Genomic DNA, 25,612 nt, shown 5'->3' with positions numbered 1-25,612 from the left:
ATGACCCAAGTCACGCTGACCAACGTCTCGAAATCCTATGGCGACACCGTCGTGCTGCAGGGCGTCGACCTGCAGATCGCCGACGGCGAATTCGTCGTGCTGGTGGGCCCGAGCGGCTGCGGCAAGACCACGCTGCTGCGCATGATGTGCGGGCTGGAAGAGATCACCGGCGGCGAGCTCGCGATCGACGGCCAGGTCGTCAACCACCTGCCGCCGGCGCAGCGCGGCATCGCGATGGTGTTCCAGAGCTACGCGCTGTACCCGCACATGAGCGTGTTCGACAACATGGCCTTCGGGCTGAAGCTGCACGGCGCCGACCGGGCGGAGCGCAAGCGGCGCATCGAGGCATCGGCCAAGGCGCTGCACATCGACCACCTGCTGCAGCGGCTGCCGCGCGAGCTGTCGGGCGGCCAGCGCCAGCGGGTGGCGATCGGCCGCGCGATCGTGCGCGACCCGAAGCTCTTCCTGTTCGACGAGCCGCTGTCGAACCTGGACGCGTCGCTGCGCGTGAAGACGCGCGTCGAGCTGGCGCGGCTGCACCGCGAGCTGAAGGCGACGATGGTCTACGTGACGCACGACCAGGTCGAGGCGATGACGCTGGGCGACAAGATCGTCGTGATGCACGAAGGCCGGGTGCAGCAGGCCGGCACGCCGGTCGAGCTGTACGAGCAGCCGGCGAACCGCTTCGTCGCGACCTTCATCGGCTCGCCGTCGATCAACCTGCTGCCGGCCACCGTGTCGGCCAGCGGCGATGACGGCCTGGTGCTGGCGCTGGCCCGCGGAGCGCAGGCGAAGGCGCGGGTCGACGCGCAGGGGCTGCGCATCGGGCAGGCGGTGGAGATCGGGATCCGGCCGGAGCATTTCACCGCCGTCGCGCCGAATGCGATGGCCGGCGCCGCGCGGCACGGCGACGGCGTCTTCTTCGAAGGCGACGTGGTGCTGGTCGAGCAGCTCGGCGAGTCGCACCTGGTCTACATGCGCACCGACGGCGGCGAGGAAATGGTGATGCGCGGCAGCGCGCTGACCCGCGCCCGGCCGGGGGACCGGGCGGCCTGGTGCGCGCCGGCGCAGGCGCTGCACGTGTTCGATGCGGACGGGCGGGCGCACCGGCGGCTGCAGTCGCTGGAATCCCTGGGACAGACGCGGACAAACGCGTAGGCGCGGGATCCTGTTGCAAAACTACAATGCGACCCGCGCCGCCGGCGTTGCCCCTCGGCAACGCACCGGCAACGCGCCGATTTCCCTCGCATTCCAAGGACCGACCTACCGTGAAACGAGCATCTCTCTGGCTGAAGCTGGGTGTCGTGTCAGCCATCGTCGCAAGCAACCTGGAATCGGCACAGGCGGCCGGCCTGTTCGATTCGGTGCTGGGCGCCCAGGCCGACACGGCCAGTGCGCAGGCCAAGCGGCGCCTGTGGCGCATCCGCGAGTTCACCACCGTGCAGCTGCTGGCGCGCGAGGCCGGCGCCCCGGAGAACCAGCACCCGGTGCGGCTGAATGTCGACGCGCTGCGGCTGGCGCTGGGCCAGTTCAAGGCGATCGATTCGCGCGGCAAGCCGCAGGCGCTGTTCGACGCCGACGAACTGGCCGAGATCAGCGAGCCGATCGCCCAGGCCTTCGCGAACGCCGAGCCCGGCGATGACGTGCTGCTGGTGTCGAGCGCGCGGCGCGAGGGATTCCTGGCGCCGCCCACGGCCGTCACCGCGCGGCTGTTCATCGAAGGCGGCAACCTGAACTTCATCGCCCACGACAGCGCCTTCGACTTCGTGCACATCGTGCGCTCGACCAGCATGTCGCCGAACTTCATCTCCGGCTCGCGCGCCAAGGCGTCGGACGTGAAGCTGGCCAGTGCCGGTGCAGGCAACCGCCGCAGCGACTGGCTCACGGTGCCGCTGACCACGGCCACCACCGCGCCGGTGGCACCGCCACCGCCGCCGCTGGTGCTGGCCGCGCCGCCGGCGGCGGCCACCACCTTCGCGACGCCGCCGGCCGCGCCGCCGGTGGTCGCGGCACCGGTGCCGGCACCGGCCGCGCCGATCGTCCAGCCGGCCGATGCGAAGGCCGACGAGATCGAACGCCGCCTGACCGCGCTGAAGCAGCTGCGCGACAAGGGCCTGATCACCGACGACGAGTACAAGCAGAAGCGCAAGGACATCCTGCAGGCGCTGTGATCCGGCGCGCCGATCCGACACGGCCCCCCGAAGAGGGCATCAATCGGGTGGATGGATTCGCCGCATCGCATCGAACATAGTCTCGCCTCGCGGCAGCGGTTGCCGGCGTGGAGCGCGAGATGCAGTTCGATCAGCAGTTCAACGAGGGTGATTTCAGGATCTACGTGGCGGCCTCGGACACCGGCCGCGGCCGCGGCTACACGGCCGCCGTCGTCGTGAGCCGGGTGCGCGGCGCGATGAACACGCCCTGCGAGGTGTACCGCGACACCTGCCTGGCCGGCGGCCACCGCTGGATCTCGCGCAATGCGGCGCTGTCGTATGCCGCGTCGGTGGGTCGGGAGATCGCGCACACCGAGCCGTCGCGGCTGGCGCACTGCTGAAGAACCCGGACCCCCCAAAGAGACGCCCAAAGAAAAAGCGGATGGTGCAAGCACCATCCGCCTGAAGAAGCCGCAGTGTCATTGGGAGGAGGGAGGAGGTAACTGCGGCTCCGTGGTCGATACTCTATCGCCGCCCATAGGCCCAATCTGTAGGACGACATGCCGTTTTTCGATGCATGAGTGTTTCCGCATGTGAGCGCCGCGGCGCTCATCCGCCACCGCCGCCTTCGCCCTCGCCATCGGCCAGGCGTGACGGGTCGAGCAGCCGCTCGAGCTCGGCGCGGCCGAGCGTGGTCTGCTCGTCGGCCACATCGATGATCGGCCGGCCTTCGCGGTAGGCCTGCTTCGCGATCTCGGCGGCGCGCGCGTAGCCGATCAGCGGGTTCAGCGCGGTCACCAGGATCGGGTTGCGCGACAGCGCATCGCGCAAACGATCGCCCCTCACGGTGAAGCCGGCGATCGCCTTGTCGGCCAGCAGCCGGCTGACGTTGGCCAACAGCTCCAGGCTCTCGACCAGGTTGCGCGCGACCAGCGGCAGCATCACGTTCAACTCGAAGTTGCCGGACTGGCCGGCGATCGTGATCGCGGTGTCGTTGCCGATCACCTGTGCCGCGACCATCGTGGTGGCCTCGGGGATCACCGGGTTGACCTTGCCCGGCATGATCGACGAGCCGGGCTGCAGCGCTTCGAGCTCGATCTCGCCGAGCCCGGCCAGCGGGCCGGAGTTCATCCAGCGCAGGTCGTTGGCGATCTTCATCAGGCTGGCGGCCAGGCCCTTCAGCTGGCCCGAGACGGCGAGCGCGGTGTCCTGCGCGCCCATCAGCGCGAAGTAGTCGTCGCCCGGGCGGAACACCTGGCGCACGAGCCCGGTCAGTTCCTCGCAGGCGAGCCGCGCGAAATCCGGGTGCGCATTGACGCCGGTGCCGACGGCGGTGCCGCCGAGCGCGAGCTGCGCCAGGTCGGCCCGCAGCGCCTCGAGCCGCGCGATCTGCGCATCGACCTGCGAGGCCCAGCCGCCGAGCGCCTGGCTCAGCCGCACCGGCATCGCGTCCATCAGGTGGGTGCGGCCGGTCTTCACGTGCTGGTGCACGCTGCGCGCCTTGTCGCGCGTCACCTTCGACAGGTGGTGCAGCGCGGGCAGCAGTTGTTCGGCCAGCACGACGCCGGCGCTGAGGTGGATCGCGCTCGGGATCACGTCGTTGCTGCTCTGGCCGTGGTTGACGTGGTCGTTCGCCGAGACCGGGCGGCCGAGGCGGCGCGTCGCGAGGGTCGCGATCACCTCGTTGGCGTTCATGTTGGAGCTGGTGCCCGAGCCGGTCTGGAACACGTCGAGCGGAAAGTGCTGCATGAAGTCGCTGTCGAGCAGCTCGCGGCAGGCCGCCTCGATCGCCTGCGCGGTGTCGGGCTCGACCGTGCCAAGGCGCGCATTGGCGCGGGCCGCCGCGAGCTTCAGCTGGATCAGCGCCCGGATGAAGGCTGCCGGCAGCCGGCCGCCGCTGACGGGGAAGTTCAGCACCGCGCGCTGGGTCTGCGCGCCGTAGAGGGCGTCGGCGGGGACGGCGATGTCGCCGAGGCTGTCGTGTTCGAGGCGGGTCGCGGGCATGGGGCGTGTCGCAGGAGGAGGGGAGGCTTGGATCATGGCCGAGGTGGCCCGACCGCGACGCATGCATTGATAATCCAGCGCCTGACGTGCCCGCTGCCGGCGTGGCGAAATCGGTATACGCAAGGGACTTAAAATCCCTCCTCTTCACGGAGATGCGGGTTCAAGTCCCGCCGCCGGCACCACCGACGCGCTCGCGTCGCGCGCTCGAACCTCAGCCCCCGATCTTCACCGACACCACGGCCGCCGCGACGCCGCCTCGCCGGTCGGTCGCGACATACACGAAGTAGTCGATCCCGCTCGTCACGCCCGCCGGCGGCGTGTACGTCACGGTGCGGCCATTCAGCACCGCCTGCCCGCCCAGGCTCGTCGCGCTGCCGGGCAACTCGAAGGCCAGGCCGAAGCCGTCGCGGTCGTGGGCCAGGGCCGACAGGTGGATGCGCCGCGGCGTGTCGGCGGGCGTGGCGACGTCGGCGAACGCGGCACGCGGCAGCCTGTTGTGCCCCAGTGCGGCGATGCGTGCGTCGAGCCACGCGGTCAGCTGCCCGATCGTGTCGTTCTCGATGCCCAGGTAGCCGTGGGCGCTCAGCGGCCCGCAGACGTCGGGTGTCGAGCCGTTGCCCGGTGCCGTGACCTGCACGCCGCCGGTGGCGATGTGGAACGCCGTATCGACGCCGGCCGCCACCAGGCTGTCGTACAGCGCGCGCGATCCGGTCGGCCACGATCCGAAGCAGGCGTCCTGCGCATGCCACAGCACGTGCGTCGGCCGCTGCACGAAGGTCGGCAGCAGGTTCGGCGTGTCGGGCCGGCCCACGTAGAGGTGGCGCCCCTGGTCGCCGGCGTCGCGGGTGGCGCTGCTCGACGTGGAGATGCCGGTCGCGATGCGGTTCTGCGCGATCACCGACATCGAGCCGCGGCTGGTGCCGACCAGGAACACCGGCAGTCCGCGCGGGTCGAGCGACTTCAGCACCGCGAGGATGTCGACCGAATGGTCCACCGACACGCGGTACAGGTCGGTGGCGGTGACGATATCGGTCGACCCCGGCGGTACCAGCGGCCCGGGTTCCGGCCGGTCCAGCGCCACCGTCAGGTAGCCGGCGTCGGCGAACAGCTGCGCGGTGCGCACGACGAAGTTGTTGGCGCCGCCGGTGATGTCGCCGATGCCGGTGGCCAGGTCGCCGCGGATCGCCATGTTGAAGTCGCCGCCGCCGAGCAGCACCACGACCGCCTTCGGCGCGGTGCCGCTGGACGGCCAGTTGACGAAGTAGTCCATCGTCACCGGCGTGCCGTTCGCGGTGGTGCGGGTGGTGGTCTGGCCGTAGAACGCGCAGCCGTTCGACTTGGTGCGGGTGGCCAGCACGCCTGCCGGCGTGACGGTGCTGTTCTGCCGGCAGGTGGCCAGCATCGCGTCGTCGTACACCACCAGCCGCGCGACGCCATCGACGCCGAGGCCGCGGTGGTCCTTCGCGCGGTACGCGAAATTGTCGGCACCTCGCGTCGCGGGGGCGGCGTACAGCAGCTGCCGGCCGTCGGCCGTGACCGAGGCCGAGCCGCTCACGGGGGCCGACAGCAGCTCGAAGTGGTGGTGGCGGTCCCACCAGTCCGGGTCCTGCACCACCGGCGTGAACGCGATGCTGCTGCCGGCATGGACGGCGCGGCGGGCTTCGGTGAAGGTGGGCGCGTCGTTTGCCCCACCGGCGGAGGCGTGGCCGTGGAGGGCGCCGAGCGCGAGGAAGAGGGCAGTTGCAAGACTTGGTTGATTGGGCATGCGCGGTCCAAAGCGCTGGATGCTGCGGGCACCGCAGGCGGGCGGCAACCTCCAGGTTGAGGATGAGCAGGCACTCGCGGCGCGTGGTCGGCGTGCCATTGACATCACCCGGGAGAACTGGATGTTCGACGGCTTCAAACTCGAGTTCATCGACGTCGGCGACGTGACGCTGCGTGTCCGGCACGGTGGACACGGCCCGGCGTTGCTGCTGCTGCATGGGCACCCGCGCACCCACGCCACCTGGCATCGGGTCGCGAAGCTGCTGGACAAGCGCTTCGCGGTGGTGTGTCCCGACCTGCGAGGCTACGGGCAGTCGACGAAGCCGGCGCCGCAACCGGACCATGCCTAGGCGAGCAAGCGCGCGATGGCCGCCGATTGCGCCGGCTTGATGGAACGCCTTGGACACCGCGAGTACGGCGTGGTCGGGCACGACCGCGGCGGCTTGGTGGCCTTGCGGCTGGCGCTGGATGTCCCGGACCGGGTGCGGCGCCTCGCGATCCTCGATTCGCTGCCCGTCGTCGAGCACCTGGAACGCTGCGACGACCGGTTCGCCAGCGCGTGGTGGCACTGGTTCTTCTTCCTGCAACCGGACAAGCCGGAGCGGGCGATCCTCGCGGATCCCGACGCCTGGTACGGCAGCAACGACACGAAGCGCGCGCTGATGGGGTGCGACGAGGCGTGGGCCGACTACCTGGCCGCGACGCGCGACCCGGCGACCGTGCGGGCCATGCTCGAGGACTACCGCGCCGGCCCCGGCATCGACCGGCGGCTCGAGACCGAGGACCGGGCGGCGGGCCGCCTGGTGCGGTGCCCGCTGCTGTGCCTGTGGTCGGGTCGCGACGACCTGGCCGAGCTGCACGGCGATCCCCGTGCGATCTGGGCGACGTGGGCGAAGGACGTGCGTGGGGGGCCCGTCGACTGCGGCCACCACATGGCCGAAGAGGCGCCCGACGAACTGGCCGGCGCGCTCGCTGGCTTCTTCGGGTCGCCCGCCGGCTAGCCGTCAACGCCAGGAAGCAACTGTCGCAGCAGGCCAGACGCTCCAGGATCAGGCGACTCGCCCGAAAGTGCTTCGAATGTCCGCCGCGAGAATCTCCGGCTGCTCCAACGCGGCGAAGTGTCCGCCCGCCGTGCCCTCGTTGAAATGGACGACGCTCGCGTACCGTCGTTCGATCCAGCGACGTGACTTGCGCACATGCTCGTTCGGCAACATCGTGAAGCCGCTGGGCACGGAGATGGGGCCGGCCGGCTGGCCCCCCGCTGGGCCGCCTGCACGCGCCATTTCCCAATACAGGCGGGCCGACGATGCCGCGGAGTTCGTCAGCCAGTACATCATCACCTCATCGAGGATCTCATCCTTCGAGAAGGTCGCTTCGGCGTCGCCTGGCGTGCCGCCGGTGTCCTGGAACATCGCGTAGATCCAGGCGGCCAGGCCGGCTGGGGAATCGGCGAGCGCGTAGCCGATCGTCTGCGGCCGCGTCGATTGCACCTTCGCGTAGCCGGAGAGCCGATCCCAGAAATGGCCCGCGCTCCTGAGCATCTCTTTTTCTTCGGGCGTGGCCGCTGCTGCTTCGTCGGGCGTCGTCATGAACATCGCGAAGTTCAGGTGCATGCCGACCAGCCCCGCCGGCTTCTTCCGGGCGATGGCGTCGCAGACGCCTGCACCGATGTCGCCGCCCTGCATGCCCCAGCGCGTGCCGTAGTCGAGGCGCGACATCAGCTCGATCCAGGCGTCGGCGATGCGCGGGAGGCCCCAGCCCGGCGCGGTCGGCTTGCCCGAGAAGCCGAAGCCGGGCATCGCCGGCGCGATGACATGGAAGGCCTGCGCACCGGGTGCGCCATGCGCCGCGGGAGCGGTCAGCGGGCCGATCAGCTTCTGGAATTCGAGCACCGAACCGGGCCAGCCGTGGCACATCAGCAGCGGCAGGGCGTCCGGGTCGGACGACCTCGCATGCAGGAAGTGGATGTCGAGACCCTCGATGCAGGCCACGAACTGCCCGAAGCCATCGAGCAGGCGCTCGACTCGGCGCCAGTCGTAAGCCGTGCGCCAGTGGTCGCAGAGCGCGCGCAGGCGCGCGAGCGGCACGCCTTGCGACACGTCGGGGACGGTCTCGCTGTCCGGAAAGCGGGTACGGGCCAGGCGCGCACGCAGGTCGTCGAGCTGCTCCTGTGGAACGGCGATCGTGTAGCGGCGAATGTCGTGAGCGGTCATGCAGGGTTCCTCAGCAGGTTGGCGAGCAGGTCAGGTCGACGTTCCGGTTCTCGCCGCCCGGTGGTTCCGGCGACTGCGACAACACGTTCCATGTCGGTTCCCTGAATCGATGACAGCGCGATCCTAGGCATCCAGCGATGCCGTCGATAGGCACGCGGGCTGGACGATTCGTTCCAGTTGTGGAACGATTTCAGGCATGGAACTCTCCGACTTGCGCATCTTCGTCCGGGTAGTCGACTCCGGATCGTTGTCGTCCGCGGCACGCTTCACCGGGCTGCCGAAGTCGTCGATCAGCCGTGCGTTGACGCGGCTGGAGGGCGACGTCGGTGCCGCGCTGCTCGATCGCAGCGGTCGTCGCATCCGGCTGACCGATGCGGGCAACGTGCTGCACCCGCATGCAGTGAGGATGCTCAACGCAGCCGCCGAGGCGCAGGCTTCGCTGGACGACCTTTCGGAGGTTCCGAAGGGCACCCTCAAGGTGAACGCGCCGTTCGCGTTCGCAGCCGGCCTGCTGTCGCCGATGCTGGCCGACTTCATCAAGCGGCACCCGCAGCTGCAGGTGGTGCTCGATGTCGACAACCGACGCATCGACCTGGCGGCCGCGGAGGCGGACCTGGCGATCCGTGTCGGCGCGTTGCCCGACTCCGAGCTCGTGGCGCGTCGCCTGGCGAGCATGGCGTTGTGGACGTGCGCGAGCCCGGCCTACCTCAAGGAGCGCGGCCAGCCCGCGCACCCCGGCGATCTGGAGGGCCATCGGCTTGTCTCGCGCGTCAACCAGTTGGCGCACTGGCGCTACACCGCGCCGACGGGCGAGCCGATCGACATCGCCGTCGCGCCGCGCACGGTCATTCCCGACGTTGCGGCGCTGCTGCCCCTGCTGGCGAACGGCTGCGGGGTCGGGCGCTTGCCGGACTTTCTCGCGGCGCCCGCCGTCCGCCGCGGCGAACTGGTGCGACTGCTGCCCGACTTCACGTCAGAGGTGGTCGATGTCCACGCGGTCTACACGAGTCGTAAAACGCTGGCGGCCAAGTCGCGCGCCTTCATCGATGCCGTTGCCAGACACCTCGAAGCGGAACAGGCCCACTGGCGATGAAGCGCGAGGCGACCACCGGACGCTCCAGGCACCAGCATCGGGAGCCGAAAGCGGACGCCCACCATCGACCACCGGAGAACCGGCGGCGCAGCTCATCCCGGCGCGATGTGCGTCACCAGGACGGCCAGTGCGAGCGCGCAGAAGATGCCGACGTTGACCTTCGGCTCCCAGTAGCTCATCGACAGGAAGGTGATCGCCAACCACCCCAGCCCTGCCAGCAGCGTGAGGACCAGCACGGCGGGCTCGGTCACGATCTCCATGGCGCGCCATGCGAGGTACAGGCCGAGGGCTCCGAAGGCCACCTGGCCCAGCGAGAACGCGGTGTTCAAACCGTAGTAGAGCGTCGTCTCCGGGCCCGGCGGGTGCTTGCCGCGCACTGCGTGCGACACCACGTCGATCAGGAAGTGCAGCGTGCCGCTCAGTGCGAGCCAGCCATAGCTGGCGTAGACGAGGTACTTGCTCAAGGTCATGGGGTCTCCAGGAAGGGGCGTCACGATGCGGTGCGAGGGAACCCGGCTCCCGGCTCCTGCGCCAGGATGGCTCGCCAGTCGGCGCGCCATCGCGTGAGGGCGGTGTCGTCGCCACCGAAGGCCAGGTCGAGGAATGCGATGGCGAGCTCGGCGGTGGCAGCCTTCACCTGGGGGTTCAGTGAAGTGCCGCCCGTGAGGGGCCGGTCGGTGAAGATGCTGTGAGAGCCGCCGCGGAAGACGGCGAGCAGCTTTCGCGGATCGCCGATGGCGTCGAACACGGCCAGTCGATCCTTCGCGCCCGAGCGGTACCCGGGGATCTCGATGACGTCGTCGGTGGCGGTCACGTGGACGGTGGGCACCGACACCGGGGCGAGGACCGCCGCGAGGTCGGTCTCGCCGTAGAACGGCGGCGCCGAGATGACGATGGCCGCCGAGAAGCGGCTGTCCTGGCAATGGACCGTGCGGCCTTGTCGGACCACCTGCGCGCCCACCGTCAGCAGCGTGGTGTTCGCACCGTACGAATGACCGGCCGCGACAAGGCGTCGGCGGTCCACGGCGGCACCGAGGGCGCCGGCTTCGTCCGAGAGCATCCGGTCGAGCGCGAAGCGCACGTCGGCAGCCCGCGCGATCGCTTCGCTTTCCTGTGCCGCAGCCTGCAGCCGGCCGACGATGCCGAACGGGTTGCCGCGCCAGACGGCGGCGTCGCTGCCCGCATGCTGCACGTGCAGGCTGGCAACGCCGTGGGACGACCAGTGCCGGCCGAGGTAGCTGTAGCCCTGCCGCGAACCGCCGATGCCGTGCGAGAACACGACCAGCGGAACCTGCGCCTGTGTCGGCAGGTCCGCCGGCCAGTACAGGCGCGATGGCACGGGGCGCGATCGGGCGGCGTCGATCCAGTCGAAGTCGAGCATCCGATACGGCGGCGTCGCAGGCTGGCTGCGTGCCGGGTTCGGCAGCGACAGTGGGAGTGGCAGTGCGGCTGCGAGCAGCAGCGCATTGAAGCGGCGGCGCTGCGGGTTCGCCGGGCTTGCCGGGTTCGCCGGGCTTGCGAGACCCGCGTTCAAAAGCGCACTCCGGTGAGCCGGGCCGATTCGTCCCACAGCCGCTGCGCATCCTTCCTGTCCAGCGCCTGGATCGGGATCCGGGCCGCTGCCGGGTGGCCGCGCGTCTCGCCGAGCCGGTCGGGCCCGTAGTAGAAGCCGCCTTCGGCCTGTGGCGCCGTGGCCGCGAAGAGCGTGGGCAGCGCGCCGCGTGCCGCGACCGCGGTGCGGCCTCTCTGCGAAGGGATGTCGGAAGCTGTCCAGTGCGCCATGGGTCCTCGTCGGTAGAATCTGAATGCATAAAACATGCACTGAGTGCAATTATTGATGCACCCGGTGCGAAAACGCAAGAGACTTCCCATGTCCGCAAATTCCCGTCCCACCGATGACGCGTCCGCCGAAGGTTTGCGGGACCGCAAGCGTCGCGAGACCCGCCAGCGCATCGCCGAGACGGCGTTGCGCCTGTTCCTCGCCGATGGCTTCGACGGCACGACGCTCGACGTGATCGCGGCCGAATCCGGCATCTCCCGGCGCACGTTCTTCTCGTACTTCAAGTCGAAGGACGACATCCTGCTGTTCTCGCAAGACGCGCACTGGCGGGCCATGTACGACGACCTGCTGAAGACCTCGCCGGACGTGTCTCCGCTGGAGGCGGTGCGCGACATCATGGTGAAGTACATGGCGCGTTACACCACCGAGGAGATGGTGGCCATCGACACGCTGATGCGCTCGAGTGCGACGCTGCAATCGCGCAAGCAGGCCTTCTATGCGGAGCAGGAGCAGGTGCTGTTCGCGCACCTGTGCGAGGTGTGGCGCCAGCCGGAGCGCCGCACGGCACTGCGCATGGTGGCGATGGTGTCGATGGGGGCGATGCGCGTGACGACCCAGACCTGGAACGAGCAGCCCGGTCCGCGCAGGCCGATGGCGAAGCTGCTGCGCGAGACCTTCGAGGGCCTGAAGTCAGAGCTCTGAGGCGCCTCTCAGTCGTCCACGCTTCCCATCGTCAGGTTCACCATGTCCCGTCATGCCGCTCGCACGGTCTGCCGCCGGTTGGAGGCATTCGATCATGTGGCGCACACCCTATGAAGCGATGGACCCAAAATGCGACGCTGTTCATCGATGCCGGCAGCACGGTGTCGCTGCTGGCCGAAGAGCTGGCGTCGCTGCGCGGGCTGACGGTCGTCACCAACTCGTTCGACGTCTCGCTGCGACTGGCCACGCCGGTGCTGGAAGGCGGCGCGGCCCGGCACGACGTGCACGTTCTCGGCGGGCGGCACGGTGACGCTGGCCTGACGGGAACACGCCGGCCGCTCACGCGCGGCGCCGGACCTTCGCGTCGCCGAAGATCAGGCGCTGCGGCATCGGCATGTCGATGAAGCGCGCCGGGAAGATCGGGGCGATGGCGCTGGCGTCGTCGAGCCGGGACCGCTGCGCCGCAGTCAGTTGCAGGCCGAGCGCGCCGATGTTGTCCAGCGCCTGTGCCACGGTGCGCGCCCCCATCACCGGCGCCGTCACGGCCGGGTTGGCCAGCGTCCACGCGATGGCCACCTGCGACGCGCTGGCGCCGACCTCGCGAGCCACCTCCTGCACCGCGTCGGCGATGTCCAGCGCCCGTTCGGTCATGTGGCCCGACGACGCGATCACGCCCTTGCGCGAGGCCGACACCCCGGCCTCGGCCTGCTGCGCCAGGTCGCTGCGGGTGTACTTGCCGGCCAGCAGGCCGCCGCCCAGCGGCGACCACGGCAGCACGCCCAGGCCCAGCTCGGCGGCCATCGGGATCAGCTCGTGCTCCACGGTGCGCTCGACCAGGCTGTATTCGATCTGCAGCGCCACCAGCGGTGCCCAGCCGCGCAGGTCGGCCAGCGTCTGCAGGCGCGCAACCTGCCATGCCGGCGTGTTGCAGATGCCGATGTAGAGCACCTTGCCGGAACGCACCAGGTCGTCGAGCCCGCGCATCACTTCGTCGGGCGAGGTGGTGAAGTCCCAGGCATGCAGGTAGAGCAGTTCGATGCGGTCGGTGGCGAGCTGGCGCAGGCTGGCCTCCACCGAACGCAGCAGGTTCATGCGGTGGTTGCCGCCGGAGTTCGGATCGGCCGGGTCGCGGGCCATCGTGAACTTGGTGGCCAGCACCAGCCGGTCGCGCCGCCCCTGCATCAGGCCGCCCAGGATGCGCTCGGACGCACCCCCTGTGTAGTTGACCGAGGTGTCGATGAAGTTGCCGCCGCGGTCGACGTACAGGTCGAAGATGCGACCGGCTTCGGCACCGTCGGCGCCCCAGCCCCAGTCGGTGCCGAAGGTCATCGTGCCCAGGGCCATGGGCGATACGCGCATGCCCGATCGTCCGAGCAGGCGGTAGTGGTCGAGTGCGAGGGCGGTGCTCATCGAGAAGTCCTTTCGAGGCAAGTTGTCTGGAAAGGATTCTGGTCGCGGCCCGCCTGCAGCCTGTAGACGCTTCGTCCGCCGTTCTTGCACGATCGTCCAGCCCGCGGCGACGGTGGGCCGCCACGGGCTGACAATGGCCGCCATGCCTTCGCACCCCGCCATGCTGGTCGACCTGCTGGACCGCCACACCATCACCGACGGCGTGCACGCGACCGCCATCCCGGGTGTGAGCCTGGTCCGCAGCTCGGCCCCGACGATGCCGATGCCGGTGGTCTACGAGCCCACGCTGTGCCTGGTCGCGCAGGGGCGCAAGCGCGCGATGCTCGGTGCCACCCGCTACGTGTACGACGCGGCGCAGCACCTCGTCGCGTCGGTCGACCTGCCGGTGGTGGGCACGGTGATCGAGGCCAGCGTGGCCAGGCCCTACCTGTGCCTGGTGCTCGACCTCGACATGGCCCGCCTGGGCGAACTGGCGCTGCGCCACCCGCTGCCCGAGGCCGGCAGCGGCCTGTCGCCGCGTGGCATCGCCCTCAACCAGACGACGCCCGAGCTGCTGGGTGCCGCGGTGCGCCTGGCCGCGCTGCTGGACGCGCCGCAGGACATCGCCGAGCTGGCGCCGCTGGTGCAGCGCGAGATCCTGTACCGGCTGCTGACCGGGCCGGGCAACAGCCTGGTGCGCCACATGGCGCAGGCCGACAGCCACCTGAACCAGATCGCGCGGGCCATCGCGTGGATCCGCGGGCGCTATGCACAAGCCTGGACCATCGACGAGGTGGCTGCGGTCGCGGGCATGAGCCGTTCGAGCTTCCACGCCCACTTCAAGGCCGTGACCTCGATGAGCCCGCTGGCGTTCCGCACCCAGCTGCGCCTGCAGGAGGCGCGCCGGATGATGGTGGCCGAGGCGATGGACGCAGCGAGCGCGGGCTTCCAGGTCGGCTACGAGAGCCCGTCGCAGTTCAGCCGCGACTACGGCCGCGTGTTCGGCATGCCGCCGGCGAAAGACGCGCAGCGCCTGCGGTCGGGCGCCGCCTAGGCGGTGCCCACGCGGTGCGATCGTGGCGTGTGCGAATCGACCGACACGCGCTCGCTGCATCGTCCGGCTGACGGAGTCGCTCGCAGGCGCCATGGTGGGTGCCTGGACTTCAAGGAGCGATCATGCCCAGAGGCGACAAGTCGTCGTACACCGACAAGCAGAAGCGCGAGGCCGCGCACATCGAGAAGGGCTACGAGCAGCGCGGCGTCGCGAAGGACGAGGCCGAGCGCCGGGCCTGGGCCACGGTCAACAAGGAGACCGGTGGCGGCAAGAAATCCGGCTCCGGCCGTGGCGAGCCCGAGAACCACGAGCCGGCGCGCAAGGGCGGGCGGCTCGGCGGCGCAGCGGCGGCCAGCCGCACCGCGGCCGAACGGTCGGCGTCGGCGAAGAAGGCCGCCGCCACGCGCAAGCGCAACGCCGGCTGAGCGGCGCGACGGGACGGGGCGTCAGTCGACCGGCACCGCGGCAATCGCCTTGTTGAGCGCGACGAAGCGCAGCTTCAACCGGTCTTCGCTGGCGACCCGCTCGCGCCCGGCCTGCAGCAGGCCGCGCTGACCGTCGAGCACCGACATGTGGTCGACGGTGCCGCTGCGGTACCGGGCCGTCGCCAGCGCATGGACCTGCCGCAGGCTGCGCTCGCGCTCCTGCAGCTGCAGCCACTGCTGGCGCTCGGCCGCGTAGGCATTCAACGCGTCGTCGATCTCGTGCCAGGCCTGCAGCACGGTGCGCTGGTAGGCCACCGCGGCTTCCTGCTGTTCGAGTTCGCGCAACTGCACCACCCGCAGGCGCCGCCCGCGGTCGAACAGCGGCAGGTCCAGCGTCGGCTCGACCGACCAGGTGCGGCTGCCCCAGCTCGCGAATTCGCTGCCGAGGTAGGACTCGGTGCCGACCTTGGCGCCGAGCCGGATCGTGGGGTAGAGATCGGCTTTTGCGACGCCGATGGTCGCGGTGGCGCGCCGCAGCCGGGCTTCGGCGGCCTGGATGTCCGGTCGGCGTTGCGCCACGGCCGACGGCAGGCCGAGTGCCAGCTCGGGTAGCGTGGCGCTCGCCGGCGGCGCCGGGGTGGCAAGCAACGCGCCGAGCGCGCCGGGGCGCTCGCCCAGCAGCAGCTCGACCTGGCCGGCGGCGGCCGCCTGCTGCACCAGCAGCGCCGGCCCTTGCCCCTGGCTCGCGGCGAGGTCGGCACGCAGCGGTTCCAGCGCCAGCGCATCGAGCACGCCGGCGCGGACCCGCGCGTCGAGCAGGTCGATGCGCTGCTGCTGCGCCGCGATGTCGTCGCCCAGCAGCTGCGATTGCTGCTGCGCCGCGCGAAAGTCCAGGTAGTGGCGGGCCACGTCGCTGGCCAGGCTCAGCCGGGCCAGGCCGAGCAGCGCGGCCTGTGTGGCGACGTCCGCGTTCGCCGCGTCGACGGCCTGGCTGACGCGGCCCCACAGGTCCAGCTCCCACGACGCATCGAACCCGGCCTGGTACAGCGTGAAGGGCTCGCCGAGCACCCCGGCCAGGTGGTCCCGGTCGCCGCCGATCGCGTCCAGCAGCCGTGTGCCGGCACCGAACTCGCTCTGGCGCTGGCGAACGACGCCGGCATTGGCCCGCAGCTGCGGGCCCGCCTGCGCTTCGACCGCGCCGCGTTGGGTGCGCGCCTGCGCGAAGCGAAGCGCCGCGGTGCGCAGGTCGGGGCTGGCGGTCACGGCGCGTCGCTCCAGTTCGTCGAGCACCGGGTCGCCGAGCACGGACCACCAGGCCAGCGGCCAGGCCTGGTCGGTGGCCACCGGCGGATGGAGCGCTTCATCGCCGCTGCGCCATTGGCGCCAGTCCGACGGTGTCGGCGTCTCGGGCGGGACGTGGACCGGCGCGTCGGCACAAGCCGCCAGCACCAGCGCCAGCACCAGCGCGATCGACGGCAGCCAGCAGCTCGCAGGAGCAGGACACATCGCAGGACCTCCGAGGATCAGGACAGGCGGTTGCGGAACAGCCAGGCCGCCAGCGGCAGCGTCACCGCGGCCACGGCCAGCATCGGCACGAAGTCGAACGCGACCTCGTGCAGGCCGGCGCCTTCGAGGTAGACGCGGCGCACCAGGTCCATGCCGAAGCGCAGCGGGTTGGCATAGGTGGCGATCTGCAGCACCGGCGGCATGTTGCGCACCGGGGTCAGCAGGCCCGACAGCAGCATCAGCGGCATGATCAGCAGGAAGGTGTAGAGCATCGCCTGCTGCATGCTGACCGACAGCGCCGAGATCGACAGCCCGATGCCCACCGCCGCCAGCGTGAAGGTGACCAGGCCCAGGTACAGCAGCGCGACCGAGCCCTGCATCGGGATGCGGAACCAGAACACCAGGACCCCGAAGATCAGGGTGGACTGCAGCAGCCCGACCAGCATCGACGGCAGCGCCTTGCCGACCAGCAGCTGCATCGGCGTGAACGGCGTCACCAGCAGTTGATCGAAGGTGCCTTGCTCGCGTTCGCGGGCCACCGACAGCGCCGCCACCAGCAGGGTCTGCATCATGCTCAGCGCGGCGATCAGGCCCGGCATGATGTTCCACCGCGATTCGAGGTTCGGGTTGTACCAGGCACGGCGCTCGATGCCGACGGCGGCCGCGGCGCCGCGCGCCTGGTTCATCTGCGCGACGATGGCACCGACCTGCGCCGCCGCCGCGCCGGCGGTCGACGAATTGCGGCCGTCGAGGATCAGCTGCAGCGGCGCCGCCTGGCCCGCGGCCAGCTTCTGCTCGAAGTCCGACGGGAAGACGAGCACCAGCAGCACGCCGTCGTCGTCGATCGCGCGGGCGATGTCGCGGCTCGAGGCCAGCACCGCGTCGCGCTGGAAGACGCCGGTGCCGTCCAGCCGGTCCAGCAGCGCGGCGGCGGTGGCGCCGCGGCTCGGGTCCAGCACCGCATAGGGCGCGTGGGTCAGGTCGTAGGTGGCGCCATAGCCGAAGAGCAGGGCCTGCATCAAGGCCGGCGCGATCAGGATGACCCGGCTGCTGGGCTCCTTCAGCAGTGCCAGCAGCTCCTTGCGGCACAGGAAGCCGATGCGCACCAGCGCGGCGATGAAGTCGTGCATGGTGTTCAGTCCAATGTCTTGCGCAGCAGGCGTCGCGTGGCCAGCAGCAGCACGATGGCGTAGACCGCCAGGATCGAACCGTCGCGCAGGATCATGGCCCGGTTGTCGCCGGCCAGGAACAGCGTCTTGACGAGCCCCATGAAGTGCGTGGCCGGCAGCAGCTGGCTGATGACCTGCACGACGACCGGCACGTTGCGCAGGTCGAAGACGAAGCCCGACAGCATCATCGCCGGCATGAAGCTCGCGAGCATCGCGATCTGGCTGGCCTCGAACTGGTTGCGGGTGACGCCCGAGATGAACAGCCCGAGCAGCAGCGCGACCGTGAGGTACAGCATCGAGGACGCGACGATCACCGCCAGCGAACCGCGGATCGGCACCTCGAACAGGTAGCGCGCCGCGAGCAGGCACATCGCCAGGTCGATTGCGCCGACGACCAGGTAGGGCACCAGCTTGGCCAGCACGATCTCGAGCGGCCTGACCGGCGTGACGAACAGCGATTCCAGCGTGCCGCGTTCCCACTCGCGGGCGATCAGCAGCGAGGTCAGGAAGGCGCCGATCAGCGTCATCACCAGCACGATCAGGCCCGGCACGAGGTACCAGGTGCTGGTCGATGCCTCGTTGAACCACATCCGCTGCACCAGCTCGATGCTCCCCGGCCCGCCGGTCGCCTTGGCACCGCTGCGCGCGGCCTGCAGCAGCGCCGATTGGCCGAGGGCGCCACCGACGTAGCCTTCGACCGACGCGGCGGTGTTGGAGTCGACCCCGTTGAGCACCAGCTGCAGCCGCGCCTGGCCGACGGCGAGTTGCCGCGAGAAGTCGGCGGGCACGCGCAGGATGGCCTGGACCTGGCCGTCGCGCAGGCGTTGCTCGGCCGCCGGGGCGCTCGTCATCCAGACCGGCGACAGGTACGGCGAGCCGTTCAGGCCGGCGACGACATCGCGCGCCGTCGGGGAGCTGTCCTCCATCACCACGGCCAGCGGCACGTTCTTCACGTCGAACGACAGCCCGTAGCCGAACAGCAGGATCAGCATCACCGGCAGCAGCAGGCCGACCGCGAGGTTGCTGCGGTCGCGCAGCATCTGCCGCGCTTCCTTGCGCAGCAGCGCGGTGAAGCGGCGCAGGAAGCCGTTGCGTCCCGTTGCCGGCGTCGGAGTCGAGAGCGCGCTCATGCGGCCGCCGCGCTTGACGCCTGCCGTCGACGGCCCTGTTCGACGATCGCGATGAACGCCTCGTTCATGTCGCTGCCATGGCCGGTACCGGCCTGGTCCCGCACCTGCTGCGGCGTGCCGAGGGCCAGCACGCGGCCGGCGTCCTGGATCGCGATGCGGTCGCAGTACTCGGCCTCCTCCATGAAATGCGTGGTGACGACGACGGTGACGGCGCGCTGGGCGAGCCCGGTGATCGTGCGCCAGAACGCGCGCCGGGCCAGCGGGTCGATGCCGCTGGTGGGTTCGTCGAGGAACAGGATCTCCGGCTCGTGCAGCAGGCTTGCGGCCATCGCGAGGCGCTGCTTGTAGCCGTTGGGCAGGTCGCCGCTGCGGGCGGCGGCGTCGAGGCCGAACTGGGCCAGCAGCGTGGCCACGCGCTGCCTCAGGGCCTGGCCGCGCAGGCCGTAGGCGCCGGCGAAGAACTCCAGGTTCTCGCGCACGCTGAGGTTGCCGTACAGCGCGAACTTCTGCGACACGTAGCCGATGCGCTGGCGGGCCTGCGCGCGGGCGCGCCGCAGGTCCACGCCGGCCACCTGCAGCTGGCCGCTGGTGGCCGGCAGCAGGCCGCACAGCATGCGGAAGGTGGTGGTCTTGCCGGCACCGTTGGGGCCGAGCAGTCCGAAGATCTCGCCGCGACCGACCTCGAAGGAGGTGCTGGCGACGGCGGTGAAATCGCCGAACCTGCGGACGAGATCGCGCACCTGGATCACCGGCGCCTGCCGGCCTGGCGCCTGTGCCGGTGGCCGCTCGACGAGCGCCGGAGGCGGCGCGACCGCAGCGGCGTCACGCGGGCGGGCGGGCGACGACGCCTGCGCCGCCAGCATCATCATGAAGGCGTCTTCCAGCTCGTGCGGACGCGTTCGCACCTGCGCCCCCTGCAGCAGGTCGCCGAGGGCGTCGGCGTCGGCCCCGGGCTGGCGGATGAAGCGCACGCCGTCGCCTTCGGGCACCGCATCGACGACACGGTCGCGCGCATCGATGAGGCGCGCCTGCAGGTCGCGCGCAGCGACGCCCGCGGGCGGTGCCGCGAGGAAGGTCAATCCCGTCGCGCGCTCCTTCAGGCGATCCGGCGGCCCCTCGGCCAGCACCACCCCCTGGTGGATCACGAACACCTGGGCACAGCGCTCGGCCTCGTCCAGGTAGGCCGTGCTGACGACGACGCTCAGCCGTTCTTCGTCGATCAGCTGCTGCAGGATCTGCCACAGGTCGCGCCGCGACAGCGGATCGACGCCGACGCTCGGCTCGTCGAGCAGCAGCAGCTGCGGCGAGCGGACCAGCGTGCAGGCCAGGCCGAGCTTCTGCTTCATGCCGCCCGACAGCTGGCCGGCCGGGCGGTCGGTGAAGCGGGCGAGGTCGGTCATCGCCAGCAGGCGCGCGAAGCGCGCGCGGCGCACCGCCGCCGGCACGCCGTGCAGGTCGGCATACAGGTCGAGGTTCTCCTGGACGCTCAGGTCTTCGTACAGGCCGAAGCGCTGCGGCATGTAGCTCACGCGGTCCTGCACCGACTGCGGGTCGGCGACCACGTCGGTGTCGAGCACGCGCAGCGTTCCCGCATCGGGCGTCAGCAGGCCGGCCACCATGCGCAGCAAGGTGGTCTTGCCGGCGCCATCGGGCCCGACCAGCGCGGTGAGCTGCCCCGCGTGCACCTGCAGCGCCAGGCCGTCGACCGCGACGATGCGGCCGCCCGCCGGCGCGGCGAAGGTCTTGCGCAAGGCCTGGGCGGCCACCGTGACGCGGCCGTCGGTCATGGCGGCGTCGCGGCGACCGACAACTGCACGGTCGCCGGCTGCCCCATGCGCAGCACGTCGGCGCTGTCGTCGATCCGGATGCGCACTTCGTAGACCAGGCTGGTGCGCAGCTCCTCGGTCTGCACCGATTTCGGCGTGAACTCCGCGATCGGCGACACGAAGGCCACCTGCCCCTGCAGGGCCTGCCCCGGCTGGCTGTCGGTGAGCACGCGTGCGGGCTGGCCGGGGCGCACCCGCCCGAGGTCCGGCTCGCCGATGTAGACCCGCACCCACTTGGGACCGCCGAGCGCCAGCGCGAAGACCGGCCGCTGCGGCGTCGCCATGTCGCCGGCTTCGAGCAGGCGCGAGCGCACCACCGCATCGGCCGGCGCCTTCAACTCGCCGAGGTCGATCTGGTGTCGAAGCAGCGCCAGCTGGGCCCGTGCGCCTTTCAACTGCGCCGCGGTGGCGGCCACGTCTTCCTGGCGGGCGCCGCGTTCGACCAGCTGCAGCGCTTGCGCCTGTTCGTTCGACCGGGCCCGCGCCACCTGCGCGGCGGCTTTGGCGCGATCCAGGTCCTGCGCACTGACGCCGCGCCCCTCGGTCGACGCCGCGACCTGTTGCAGCCGCACGAGTTCCTGCTCGGCACGCGCGGCGCCGACCTGCGAGGCGGTCGCGCGGCTGCGGGCCTGCGCGACTTCTTCCGGGCGCGCGCCGCGTTGCAGGCGCAGCAGGTTCTGCTGTTGCGCGTCGATCTGCGCTTCGGCCTGGTCGGCCTGCAGGCGCAGCGTGCTGACGTCGAGTCGCGCCAGCACCGCGCCGGCCTGGACGCGATCGCCTTCCTGGACCCGCAGCTCGGCGACGCGCCCGCTGCCGTCGAACGCGAGCGAGACTTGCCGGATGTCGACGTTGCCATGCAGCTCCAGCACCCCGCTGTCGCGCGCCGGGCGGTGATGCCGCCACCACAGGCCGGCGGCCAGCAGCGCGACGGCCAGAATGGCAACGAGAATGAGCGGCTTCTTCATCGGCGTGTGGCCACGGCAAGAGGAACAGGCTGACCGGAACGGGCTTACTTTAAATGCAATTTAGACTAAATTCAATGCTGCTTCAAGGGCCGCAGCCGACGCCATGACGAAGACGCCACCACGTCGCAGCACGCGGGTCGACGGCGACCAGACCTACGCCCGCATCCTCGAAGCCGCGGGGCCGCTGTTCGCGGCGACCGGTTTCGCCGAGACGACCAGCAAGTCGATTGCCGCCGCCGCCGGCGCCGATGTCGCGTCGATCAACTACCACTTCGGCAGCCGCAACGGGCTGTACCAGGCCGTGCTGGCCGAGGCCCATCGGCGGCTGATCCGGCTCGACACGCTGCAGGACATCGCCGGCAGCGGCCTGCCGGCGTCAGACAAGCTGGCGCGGCTGATCGACACCTTGCTGGCCGCCACGACCGGCGAGCATGGCTGGCCTGCGCGCGTGCTGGCGCGGGAGGTGCTGGCGCCGACGTCGAACGCCCGCCTGCTGCTGGATGCGGAGATCGAGCCGAAGCTGGTCGTGGTGCAGGGCGTGCTGAGCGAGGTGTCGGGCATCCCGCTCGGCGACCCGGCGCTGTTGCGCTGCATGGTGAGCGTGGCGGCGCCGTGCCTGATGCTGCTCGTGGCCGGCAACGGCCTGCCGGGGCCGATCCGGCCGGTGCTGAGCGGTTCATCGGCCGATCTGGCGGCCCACCTGCATGCGTTCGCGCTGGCGGGCTTGCATGCGGTGGGCCAGCAGTACCGGGACCGGCCGCGCCGCAAGAAGAAGGCGCCGTGACGGCCGGTCAGTGCGACGTGACCCAGGCCGGCTCGCGCGGTGGCGGCGGCATCGCGAAGCTCGATTTCAGCCGCGCCACCTCGGCGCGCGGGCTGAGCCCGAAGAAGCGCTTGAACTCCCGGCTGAATTGCGACGCGCTTTCGTAGCCGACCGCGACGCTGGCCGCCGCCGCCGTCAGTTCGTTTCGCAGCATCAGCAGGCGTGCCTGGTGAAGGCGCACCGACTTGAGGTACTGCACCGGAGAGCTCTGCGTGACGGTGCGGAAGTGGGCGTGGAAGGTCGGGATGCTCATGCCTGCCTCGCGGGCCAGGCGGTCGACGCTCAGGCGTTCGGCAAACGACGCGTGGATGCGCCGCACCGCCTTGGCAATCTTGCCGAACTGGCCCTGGCTCGCCAGCGCGGCGCGCATCGACGCCCCCTGTTCTCCGGTGAGAACCCGGAAGTAGATCTCGCGCACGATCGCCGGCCCGAGCAGCACGGACTCCACCGGCGAGCTCATCGCTTCGAGGAAGCGCAGGACGGTCCCTGCCAGCGCATCGTCCATCGGCGTCGAGAACATGCCGACCGGCGCGGACCGTGGGCTTGCGGTGAGTTCGTCGACCTGCAACGCGAGGGCGGCCAGCACGGTGAGGTCGAGGCTGAAGTAGATCGCGAGCAGCGGCTCGTCGGCGCTGGCGTCGGTCTCCATCGTGAACGGCACCGGCACCGACACCGCCAGGTAGTGCTGCGCATCGTAGAGGTAGACCTGCTCGGCCCAGTAGCCGCGCTTGCGCCCCTGGCAAACGATGACGATCCCGGGCTCGTACAGCACCGGGGTCGAGGCCAGCGGGCGATCGGAGCGCAGCAGGCGCACGTCCGGCAGGGCCGTCAGCGTGTAGCCCTCGCGAGGGGCGAGTCGTTTCAACAGCGCAACCATGCGGGCCTGGCGTGATATCCCCATGCAGCGTACTGTGCATCAACCAGGTCGAAGCTGCCATCGGCAGCCGCGGCCTGCTCATAGGAACAGGCAAGCATGGCAGAGGATTGCGGCTGGCTCCGCCGGCCGCCCGATTCCAGAATCCACCCATGCAAAACACCAGGACATTCTTCATCACCGGCGTCAGCAGCGGCTTCGGCCGTGCCCTCGCCAACGCTGCGCTGCAGGCCGGCCACCGGGTCGTCGGAACGGTGCGCAGCGCGCAGGCGGCGACCGAGTTCGAACGGCAATTCCACGGCAAGGCGCATGCGAGGCTGCTCGACGTGACGCAGTTCGACGCGGCTGCACCACTCGCCGCGGCCATCGAGGCGGAGATCGGGCCGGTGGACGTCGTGATCAACAACGCGGGCTACGGCCACGAGGGCATCCTCGAGGAATCGTCCCTCGACGAGATGCGCCACCAGTTCGACGCGAACGTGTTCGGCGCGGTCGCGGTGATCAAGGCCTTCCTGCCCTTCATGCGGCAGCGCCGGCGCGGCCACATCGTCAACATCACGTCGATGGGCGGCTACATCACGATGCCCGGGATCGCGTACTACTGCGGCAGCAAGTTCGCGCTCGAAGGCATCTCCGAGACGCTGGCGAAAGAGGTGAAGGGCTTCGGCATCGCGGTGACAGCCGTCGCGCCGGGTTCGTTCCGGACCGACTGGGCCGGCCGCTCGATGCAACGCAGCGCGCGTTCCATCGGCGACTACGACGCGTTGTTCGATCCGATCCGGCAATCGCGCATCGACAAGAGCGGCAGGCAGCCGGGCGACCCGGACAAGGCCGCGTCGGCGATCCTCGCACTGCTGGAGATGCCGGAACCGCCGGTGCACCTGCTGCTGGGCAGCGATGCGCTCGGGTTGGTGCGCTCGCAGCTGGAGGCGATGCAGGCGAGCCTGGCCCGCCATGAAGCGCTGACGCGCTCGACCGACACGGCCTGACGGCGCAGATCTACGCGTCGCCCGCGAGCAAGGACTGGTGCTGCACCGACCAGCGCCAGCCGACGTCGTCGTCGCGGGCGAACACCCAGACCTCGTCGTAGCAGTCTTCATCCCAGCGGCGCGTTGCCGCTTCGGCCACGCCCAATGCGCCCGCCAGCACCGGGATCTGCTCGTGGCGCCAGCAGAGCAGCACCGGCCCGTCGACGGCGAGCGCGCGGCGGATCACCTCGTGTTCACCGCCGTCGGAGCGATGCTCCGACTGCACCGGAATGCGCAGCGCCGCGGCGAGCGGTGCGACGGTCAGGGCAGGGCGCCGGGTGCGGCTGTGCGACGCCGCGGCAAAGATGCTGGCCGGCGGCGCGATGCCGGGCTGTCGCGACGAACTCGTCCGCGACGCGAAGTAGGGCACGAGGGCGCCGGCGCGCTGCCATCCGCGCACCGACAGCCCCGCGGGGTCGGCCATACCGCGCTCGTCAACCGCGGTCTCGTCACCGCCGGGCCGGGGCTTCTCGGCATGGCGAATGACCATGACGAGGTGCGCCATGGCGGTGCAGCCTGCCGCTCAACGCGGCTTCGCGCTCAGGTGCTTCTCCACGTCCTTCGCGGCGGTACCGACTTCCTTCACCGCGGCTTTCAGCCGGTCCGGGCTCACGTTGAGCTTCTTCGCCCAGTCGCGCAGTTCGTAGTCTTCGTTGACGTTGATGCGGGTGCGATCCTGCCCGCCCGCCTTGCTCTTGTCGTCAGCCATGTGTGCTCCTGGTCTGTCCACGCCCGAACGCCGGGACATTGCCTGCATGGTGGTCAAGGACGAGGCTGCACGGCGCAGGACAAGGCCGCAATCGCGTGACGGCATCGTCCGACAGACCGAAGGGCCGTGCTCCCACAACCAGGGGCTGCTCGCCGCGCAAGACTCGCGCGATGAAGATCGCGACCTACAACATCAACGGCGTGCGCGGGCGCCTGCCGTCGCTGCTGGCGTGGCTGGCGTCCGATCAGCCGGACGTCGTCTGCCTGCAGGAGCTGAAGACCTCGCAGGCCACGTTCCCGCGCGCCGAACTGGAAGCGGCCGGCTATGGCGCGATCTGGAGCGGCGAGAAGGCGTACAACGGCGTGGCCATCCTCGCGAAGGGCGAGCAGCCGATCGAGACCCGCCGCGGCCTGCCGGGCGACGCGAAGGATGTGCAGAGCCGCTACATCGAGGCGGCGGTGAACGGCGTGCTGGTGGCCTGCCTCTACCTGCCGAACGGCAACCCGCAACCCGGGCCGAAGTTCGACTACAAGCTGGCGTGGTTCGAACGGCTGATCGAGCATGCGGCATCGCTGGTCGACCGGGCCGAACCCGTGGTCATCGCAGGCGACTACAACGTCGTGCCGACCGACGACGTGAACGACATCTACAACACCCGCTCGTGGCTGAAGGATGCGCTGCTGCAGCCGCAGAGCCGCGCGGCCTACTTCCGCCTGCTCGACCAGGGCTGGACCGACGCGCTCGCGAAGAAGCGCCCACGCGAACCGCTGTACACCTTCTGGGACTATTTCCGCCAGCACTGGCAGCGCAACGCCGGGCTGCGCATCGACCACCTGCTGCTGAACGCCAGCGCGGCGAAGCGGCTGAAGGCGGTCGGCGTCGACCGGGCCTTGCGCGGCTTGCCGAAGGCCAGCGACCACGCGCCCGCGTGGATCACGCTGACGCGGAGCCGGGGGAGCCGGACCCGATGAACCCGAAGGCCTGATCGCTGTCCGGTTCAGGCCGGCA

At 70.4% G+C, this 25,612-nt stretch carries 26 protein-coding genes, 1 tRNA gene and 1 pseudogene; 13 read left to right on the top strand and 15 right to left on the bottom strand.

Going from position 1 to position 25,612, the window contains the following annotated elements:
* The 3 genes from ASC98_RS26710 to ASC98_RS26700 all read left to right on the top strand — a co-directional run bounded on the left by ASC98_RS26710 (position 1) and on the right by ASC98_RS26700 (position 2,551).
* Complete coding sequence (locus tag ASC98_RS26710) at positions 1 to 1,158, top strand: ABC transporter ATP-binding protein (RefSeq protein WP_056808705.1); 1,158 nt, start codon at positions 1 to 3, stop codon at positions 1,156 to 1,158.
* 110 nt (positions 1,159 to 1,268) lie between these two features.
* The gene (locus tag ASC98_RS26705; protein ID WP_157598265.1) at positions 1,269 to 2,171 is read left to right on the top strand and encodes an SHOCT domain-containing protein; all 903 of its coding nucleotides are present in this window, start codon (positions 1,269 to 1,271) and stop codon (positions 2,169 to 2,171) included.
* A 119-nt stretch (positions 2,172 to 2,290) separates the two neighbouring features.
* Entirely contained in the window at positions 2,291 to 2,551 is a 261-nt protein-coding gene (locus ASC98_RS26700; RefSeq protein WP_082542315.1) for a hypothetical protein, read from the top strand.
* Positions 2,552 to 2,759: 208 nt separating this feature from the next.
* Here ASC98_RS26700 and ASC98_RS26695 read toward each other — a convergent pair whose 3' ends face one another.
* Positions 2,760 to 4,154 (bottom strand): lyase family protein, encoded by a 1,395-nt coding sequence (locus tag ASC98_RS26695; protein ID WP_056808708.1) that lies wholly within the window; start codon positions 4,152 to 4,154, stop codon positions 2,760 to 2,762.
* Positions 4,155 to 4,249: 95 nt separating this feature from the next.
* On the opposite strand from ASC98_RS26695, the gene ASC98_RS26690 reads away from it, so the two are divergent.
* Positions 4,250 to 4,336, top strand: a tRNA-Leu gene (locus tag ASC98_RS26690).
* Between the two features lie 29 nt (positions 4,337 to 4,365).
* Here ASC98_RS26690 and ASC98_RS26685 read toward each other — a convergent pair.
* Positions 4,366 to 5,919 (bottom strand): Ig-like domain-containing protein, encoded by a 1,554-nt coding sequence (locus ASC98_RS26685; protein ID WP_157598266.1) that lies wholly within the window; start codon positions 5,917 to 5,919, stop codon positions 4,366 to 4,368.
* Between ASC98_RS26685 and ASC98_RS26680 the strand changes: the two are divergent.
* Positions 5,918 to 6,919: pseudogene (locus ASC98_RS26680) on the top strand (alpha/beta fold hydrolase). The gene ASC98_RS26685 and the pseudogene ASC98_RS26680 sit on opposite strands and share 2 nt — an antisense overlap.
* Before the next feature lie 48 nt (positions 6,920 to 6,967).
* Here ASC98_RS26680 and ASC98_RS26675 read toward each other — a convergent pair.
* Positions 6,968 to 8,131 carry an epoxide hydrolase family protein gene (locus tag ASC98_RS26675; RefSeq protein ID WP_056808710.1) on the bottom strand — a complete coding sequence of 388 codons (1,164 nt, stop codon included), beginning with the start codon at positions 8,129 to 8,131 and terminating at the stop codon, positions 6,968 to 6,970.
* A gap of 196 nt (positions 8,132 to 8,327) precedes the next feature.
* On the opposite strand from ASC98_RS26675, the gene ASC98_RS26670 reads away from it, so the two are divergent.
* Entirely contained in the window at positions 8,328 to 9,224 is an 897-nt protein-coding gene (locus tag ASC98_RS26670) for a LysR family transcriptional regulator (protein WP_056808711.1), read from the top strand.
* A gap of 92 nt (positions 9,225 to 9,316) precedes the next feature.
* Here the strand turns inward: ASC98_RS26670 and ASC98_RS26665 are convergent, their stop codons facing one another.
* From ASC98_RS26665 to ASC98_RS26655, 3 genes are all read right to left on the bottom strand, one after another.
* Entirely contained in the window at positions 9,317 to 9,694 is a 378-nt protein-coding gene (locus ASC98_RS26665) for a hypothetical protein (protein ID WP_200953109.1), read from the bottom strand.
* Positions 9,695 to 9,714: 20 nt separating this feature from the next.
* Positions 9,715 to 10,605: an acetylhydrolase gene (locus tag ASC98_RS26660; protein ID WP_157598267.1), complete on the bottom strand. Its 891-nt coding sequence runs from the start codon at positions 10,603 to 10,605 to the stop codon at positions 9,715 to 9,717.
* A gap of 149 nt (positions 10,606 to 10,754) precedes the next feature.
* Entirely contained in the window at positions 10,755 to 11,006 is a 252-nt protein-coding gene (locus tag ASC98_RS26655; protein ID WP_056808713.1) for a hypothetical protein, read from the bottom strand.
* Positions 11,007 to 11,094: 88 nt separating this feature from the next.
* Between ASC98_RS26655 and ASC98_RS26650 the strand changes: the two genes are divergently transcribed.
* Both ASC98_RS26650 and ASC98_RS29865 read left to right on the top strand, forming a co-directional pair.
* Positions 11,095 to 11,706: a TetR family transcriptional regulator gene (locus ASC98_RS26650; protein ID WP_056808714.1), complete on the top strand. Its 612-nt coding sequence runs from the start codon at positions 11,095 to 11,097 to the stop codon at positions 11,704 to 11,706.
* A gap of 110 nt (positions 11,707 to 11,816) precedes the next feature.
* A complete protein-coding gene (locus ASC98_RS29865) occupies positions 11,817 to 12,110 on the top strand; it encodes a hypothetical protein (protein WP_056808715.1) in 294 nt (97 codons plus the stop codon).
* Here ASC98_RS29865 and ASC98_RS26645 read toward each other — a convergent pair.
* A complete protein-coding gene (locus tag ASC98_RS26645) occupies positions 12,046 to 13,116 on the bottom strand; it encodes an aldo/keto reductase (RefSeq protein ID WP_056808716.1) in 1,071 nt (356 codons plus the stop codon). The genes ASC98_RS29865 and ASC98_RS26645 overlap by 65 nt on opposite strands.
* Positions 13,117 to 13,258: 142 nt before the next feature.
* Between ASC98_RS26645 and ASC98_RS26640 the strand changes: the two genes are divergently transcribed.
* Entirely contained in the window at positions 13,259 to 14,149 is an 891-nt protein-coding gene (locus tag ASC98_RS26640; protein WP_056808717.1) for an AraC family transcriptional regulator, read from the top strand.
* Positions 14,150 to 14,271: 122 nt separating this feature from the next.
* Positions 14,272 to 14,574 (top strand): hypothetical protein, encoded by a 303-nt coding sequence (locus tag ASC98_RS26635; RefSeq protein WP_056808718.1) that lies wholly within the window; start codon positions 14,272 to 14,274, stop codon positions 14,572 to 14,574.
* A 21-nt stretch (positions 14,575 to 14,595) separates the two neighbouring features.
* Here ASC98_RS26635 and ASC98_RS26630 read toward each other — a convergent pair whose 3' ends face one another.
* From ASC98_RS26630 to ASC98_RS26610, 5 genes are read right to left on the bottom strand one after another with little or no spacing between them, the layout of a single operon-like run.
* Positions 14,596 to 16,080 carry an efflux transporter outer membrane subunit gene (locus ASC98_RS26630; protein ID WP_056808719.1) on the bottom strand — a complete coding sequence of 495 codons (1,485 nt, stop codon included), beginning with the start codon at positions 16,078 to 16,080 and terminating at the stop codon, positions 14,596 to 14,598.
* A gap of 17 nt (positions 16,081 to 16,097) precedes the next feature.
* A complete protein-coding gene (locus tag ASC98_RS26625) occupies positions 16,098 to 17,210 on the bottom strand; it encodes an ABC transporter permease (protein WP_056808720.1) in 1,113 nt (370 codons plus the stop codon).
* Between the two features lie 5 nt (positions 17,211 to 17,215).
* Positions 17,216 to 18,379: an ABC transporter permease gene (locus ASC98_RS26620; protein ID WP_056808721.1), complete on the bottom strand. Its 1,164-nt coding sequence runs from the start codon at positions 18,377 to 18,379 to the stop codon at positions 17,216 to 17,218.
* A complete protein-coding gene (locus ASC98_RS26615) occupies positions 18,376 to 20,166 on the bottom strand; it encodes an ATP-binding cassette domain-containing protein (RefSeq protein WP_056808722.1) in 1,791 nt (596 codons plus the stop codon). Before ASC98_RS26615 ends, ASC98_RS26620 begins: the two co-directional genes overlap by 4 nt.
* Positions 20,163 to 21,170 (bottom strand): HlyD family efflux transporter periplasmic adaptor subunit, encoded by a 1,008-nt coding sequence (locus tag ASC98_RS26610; protein ID WP_056808723.1) that lies wholly within the window; start codon positions 21,168 to 21,170, stop codon positions 20,163 to 20,165. Before ASC98_RS26610 ends, ASC98_RS26615 begins: the two co-directional genes overlap by 4 nt.
* 103 nt (positions 21,171 to 21,273) lie before the next feature.
* Between ASC98_RS26610 and ASC98_RS26605 the strand changes: the two genes are divergently transcribed.
* Positions 21,274 to 21,954, top strand: a complete 681-nt coding sequence (locus tag ASC98_RS26605) for a TetR/AcrR family transcriptional regulator (protein ID WP_056808724.1) — start codon at positions 21,274 to 21,276, stop codon at positions 21,952 to 21,954.
* Positions 21,955 to 21,961: 7 nt separating this feature from the next.
* On the opposite strand, the gene ASC98_RS26600 is transcribed toward ASC98_RS26605, so the two are convergent.
* Positions 21,962 to 22,894 (bottom strand): AraC family transcriptional regulator, encoded by a 933-nt coding sequence (locus ASC98_RS26600; RefSeq protein ID WP_056808725.1) that lies wholly within the window; start codon positions 22,892 to 22,894, stop codon positions 21,962 to 21,964.
* A gap of 125 nt (positions 22,895 to 23,019) precedes the next feature.
* Here ASC98_RS26600 and ASC98_RS26595 point away from each other — a divergent pair, with 125 nt between their 5' ends.
* Complete coding sequence (locus tag ASC98_RS26595; RefSeq protein ID WP_056808726.1) at positions 23,020 to 23,856, top strand: oxidoreductase; 837 nt, start codon at positions 23,020 to 23,022, stop codon at positions 23,854 to 23,856.
* Positions 23,857 to 23,866: 10 nt separating this feature from the next.
* Here the strand turns inward: ASC98_RS26595 and ASC98_RS26590 are convergent, their stop codons facing one another.
* Together ASC98_RS26590 and ASC98_RS26585 are read right to left on the bottom strand one after the other, a co-directional pair.
* Positions 23,867 to 24,400 (bottom strand): hypothetical protein, encoded by a 534-nt coding sequence (locus tag ASC98_RS26590; protein ID WP_056808727.1) that lies wholly within the window; start codon positions 24,398 to 24,400, stop codon positions 23,867 to 23,869.
* An 18-nt stretch (positions 24,401 to 24,418) separates the two neighbouring features.
* Positions 24,419 to 24,604, bottom strand: a complete 186-nt coding sequence (locus tag ASC98_RS26585; protein WP_056808728.1) for a DUF3606 domain-containing protein — start codon at positions 24,602 to 24,604, stop codon at positions 24,419 to 24,421.
* A 170-nt stretch (positions 24,605 to 24,774) separates the two neighbouring features.
* On the opposite strand from ASC98_RS26585, the gene xth reads away from it, so the two are divergent.
* On the top strand, positions 24,775 to 25,575 hold the full coding sequence (xth, locus tag ASC98_RS26580) for an exodeoxyribonuclease III (protein WP_056808729.1): 801 nt from the start codon (positions 24,775 to 24,777) through the stop codon (positions 25,573 to 25,575).
* The last annotated feature ends 37 nt before the right edge of the window (positions 25,576 to 25,612 follow it).

It is taken from the genome of Rhizobacter sp. Root1238, from assembly GCF_001425825.1.
In the GTDB taxonomy this organism is placed as follows: Bacteria; Pseudomonadota; Gammaproteobacteria; order Burkholderiales; family Burkholderiaceae_C; genus Rhizobacter.
Note: the sequence above shows the minus strand (reverse complement) of the source record. Positions and strands in the feature narration are given on the sequence as shown.

Coding starts and splice junctions, on each gene's coding strand:
- ASC98_RS26710 (WP_056808705.1), top strand. CDS start 1: ATGACCCAAGTCACGCTGACCAACGTCTCGAAATCCTATGGCGACACC.
- ASC98_RS26700 (WP_082542315.1), top strand. CDS start 2,291: ATGCAGTTCGATCAGCAGTTCAACGAGGGTGATTTCAGGATCTACGTG.
- ASC98_RS26695 (WP_056808708.1), bottom strand. CDS start 4,154: ATGCCCGCGACCCGCCTCGAACACGACAGCCTCGGCGACATCGCCGTC.
- ASC98_RS26685 (WP_157598266.1), bottom strand. CDS start 5,919: ATGCCCAATCAACCAAGTCTTGCAACTGCCCTCTTCCTCGCGCTCGGC.
- ASC98_RS26675 (WP_056808710.1), bottom strand. CDS start 8,131: ATGACCGCTCACGACATTCGCCGCTACACGATCGCCGTTCCACAGGAG.
- ASC98_RS26670 (WP_056808711.1), top strand. CDS start 8,328: ATGGAACTCTCCGACTTGCGCATCTTCGTCCGGGTAGTCGACTCCGGA.
- ASC98_RS26665 (WP_200953109.1), bottom strand. CDS start 9,694: ATGACCTTGAGCAAGTACCTCGTCTACGCCAGCTATGGCTGGCTCGCA.
- ASC98_RS26660 (WP_157598267.1), bottom strand. CDS start 10,605: ATGCTCGACTTCGACTGGATCGACGCCGCCCGATCGCGCCCCGTGCCA.
- ASC98_RS26655 (WP_056808713.1), bottom strand. CDS start 11,006: ATGGCGCACTGGACAGCTTCCGACATCCCTTCGCAGAGAGGCCGCACC.
- ASC98_RS26650 (WP_056808714.1), top strand. CDS start 11,095: ATGTCCGCAAATTCCCGTCCCACCGATGACGCGTCCGCCGAAGGTTTG.
- ASC98_RS29865 (WP_056808715.1), top strand. CDS start 11,817: ATGAAGCGATGGACCCAAAATGCGACGCTGTTCATCGATGCCGGCAGC.
- ASC98_RS26645 (WP_056808716.1), bottom strand. CDS start 13,116: ATGAGCACCGCCCTCGCACTCGACCACTACCGCCTGCTCGGACGATCG.
- ASC98_RS26640 (WP_056808717.1), top strand. CDS start 13,259: ATGCCTTCGCACCCCGCCATGCTGGTCGACCTGCTGGACCGCCACACC.
- ASC98_RS26635 (WP_056808718.1), top strand. CDS start 14,272: ATGCCCAGAGGCGACAAGTCGTCGTACACCGACAAGCAGAAGCGCGAG.
- ASC98_RS26630 (WP_056808719.1), bottom strand. CDS start 16,080: ATGTGTCCTGCTCCTGCGAGCTGCTGGCTGCCGTCGATCGCGCTGGTG.
- ASC98_RS26625 (WP_056808720.1), bottom strand. CDS start 17,210: ATGCACGACTTCATCGCCGCGCTGGTGCGCATCGGCTTCCTGTGCCGC.
- ASC98_RS26620 (WP_056808721.1), bottom strand. CDS start 18,379: ATGAGCGCGCTCTCGACTCCGACGCCGGCAACGGGACGCAACGGCTTC.
- ASC98_RS26615 (WP_056808722.1), bottom strand. CDS start 20,166: ATGACCGACGGCCGCGTCACGGTGGCCGCCCAGGCCTTGCGCAAGACC.
- ASC98_RS26610 (WP_056808723.1), bottom strand. CDS start 21,170: ATGAAGAAGCCGCTCATTCTCGTTGCCATTCTGGCCGTCGCGCTGCTG.
- ASC98_RS26605 (WP_056808724.1), top strand. CDS start 21,274: ATGACGAAGACGCCACCACGTCGCAGCACGCGGGTCGACGGCGACCAG.
- ASC98_RS26600 (WP_056808725.1), bottom strand. CDS start 22,894: ATGGGGATATCACGCCAGGCCCGCATGGTTGCGCTGTTGAAACGACTC.
- ASC98_RS26595 (WP_056808726.1), top strand. CDS start 23,020: ATGCAAAACACCAGGACATTCTTCATCACCGGCGTCAGCAGCGGCTTC.
- ASC98_RS26590 (WP_056808727.1), bottom strand. CDS start 24,400: ATGGCGCACCTCGTCATGGTCATTCGCCATGCCGAGAAGCCCCGGCCC.
- ASC98_RS26585 (WP_056808728.1), bottom strand. CDS start 24,604: ATGGCTGACGACAAGAGCAAGGCGGGCGGGCAGGATCGCACCCGCATC.
- xth (WP_056808729.1), top strand. CDS start 24,775: ATGAAGATCGCGACCTACAACATCAACGGCGTGCGCGGGCGCCTGCCG.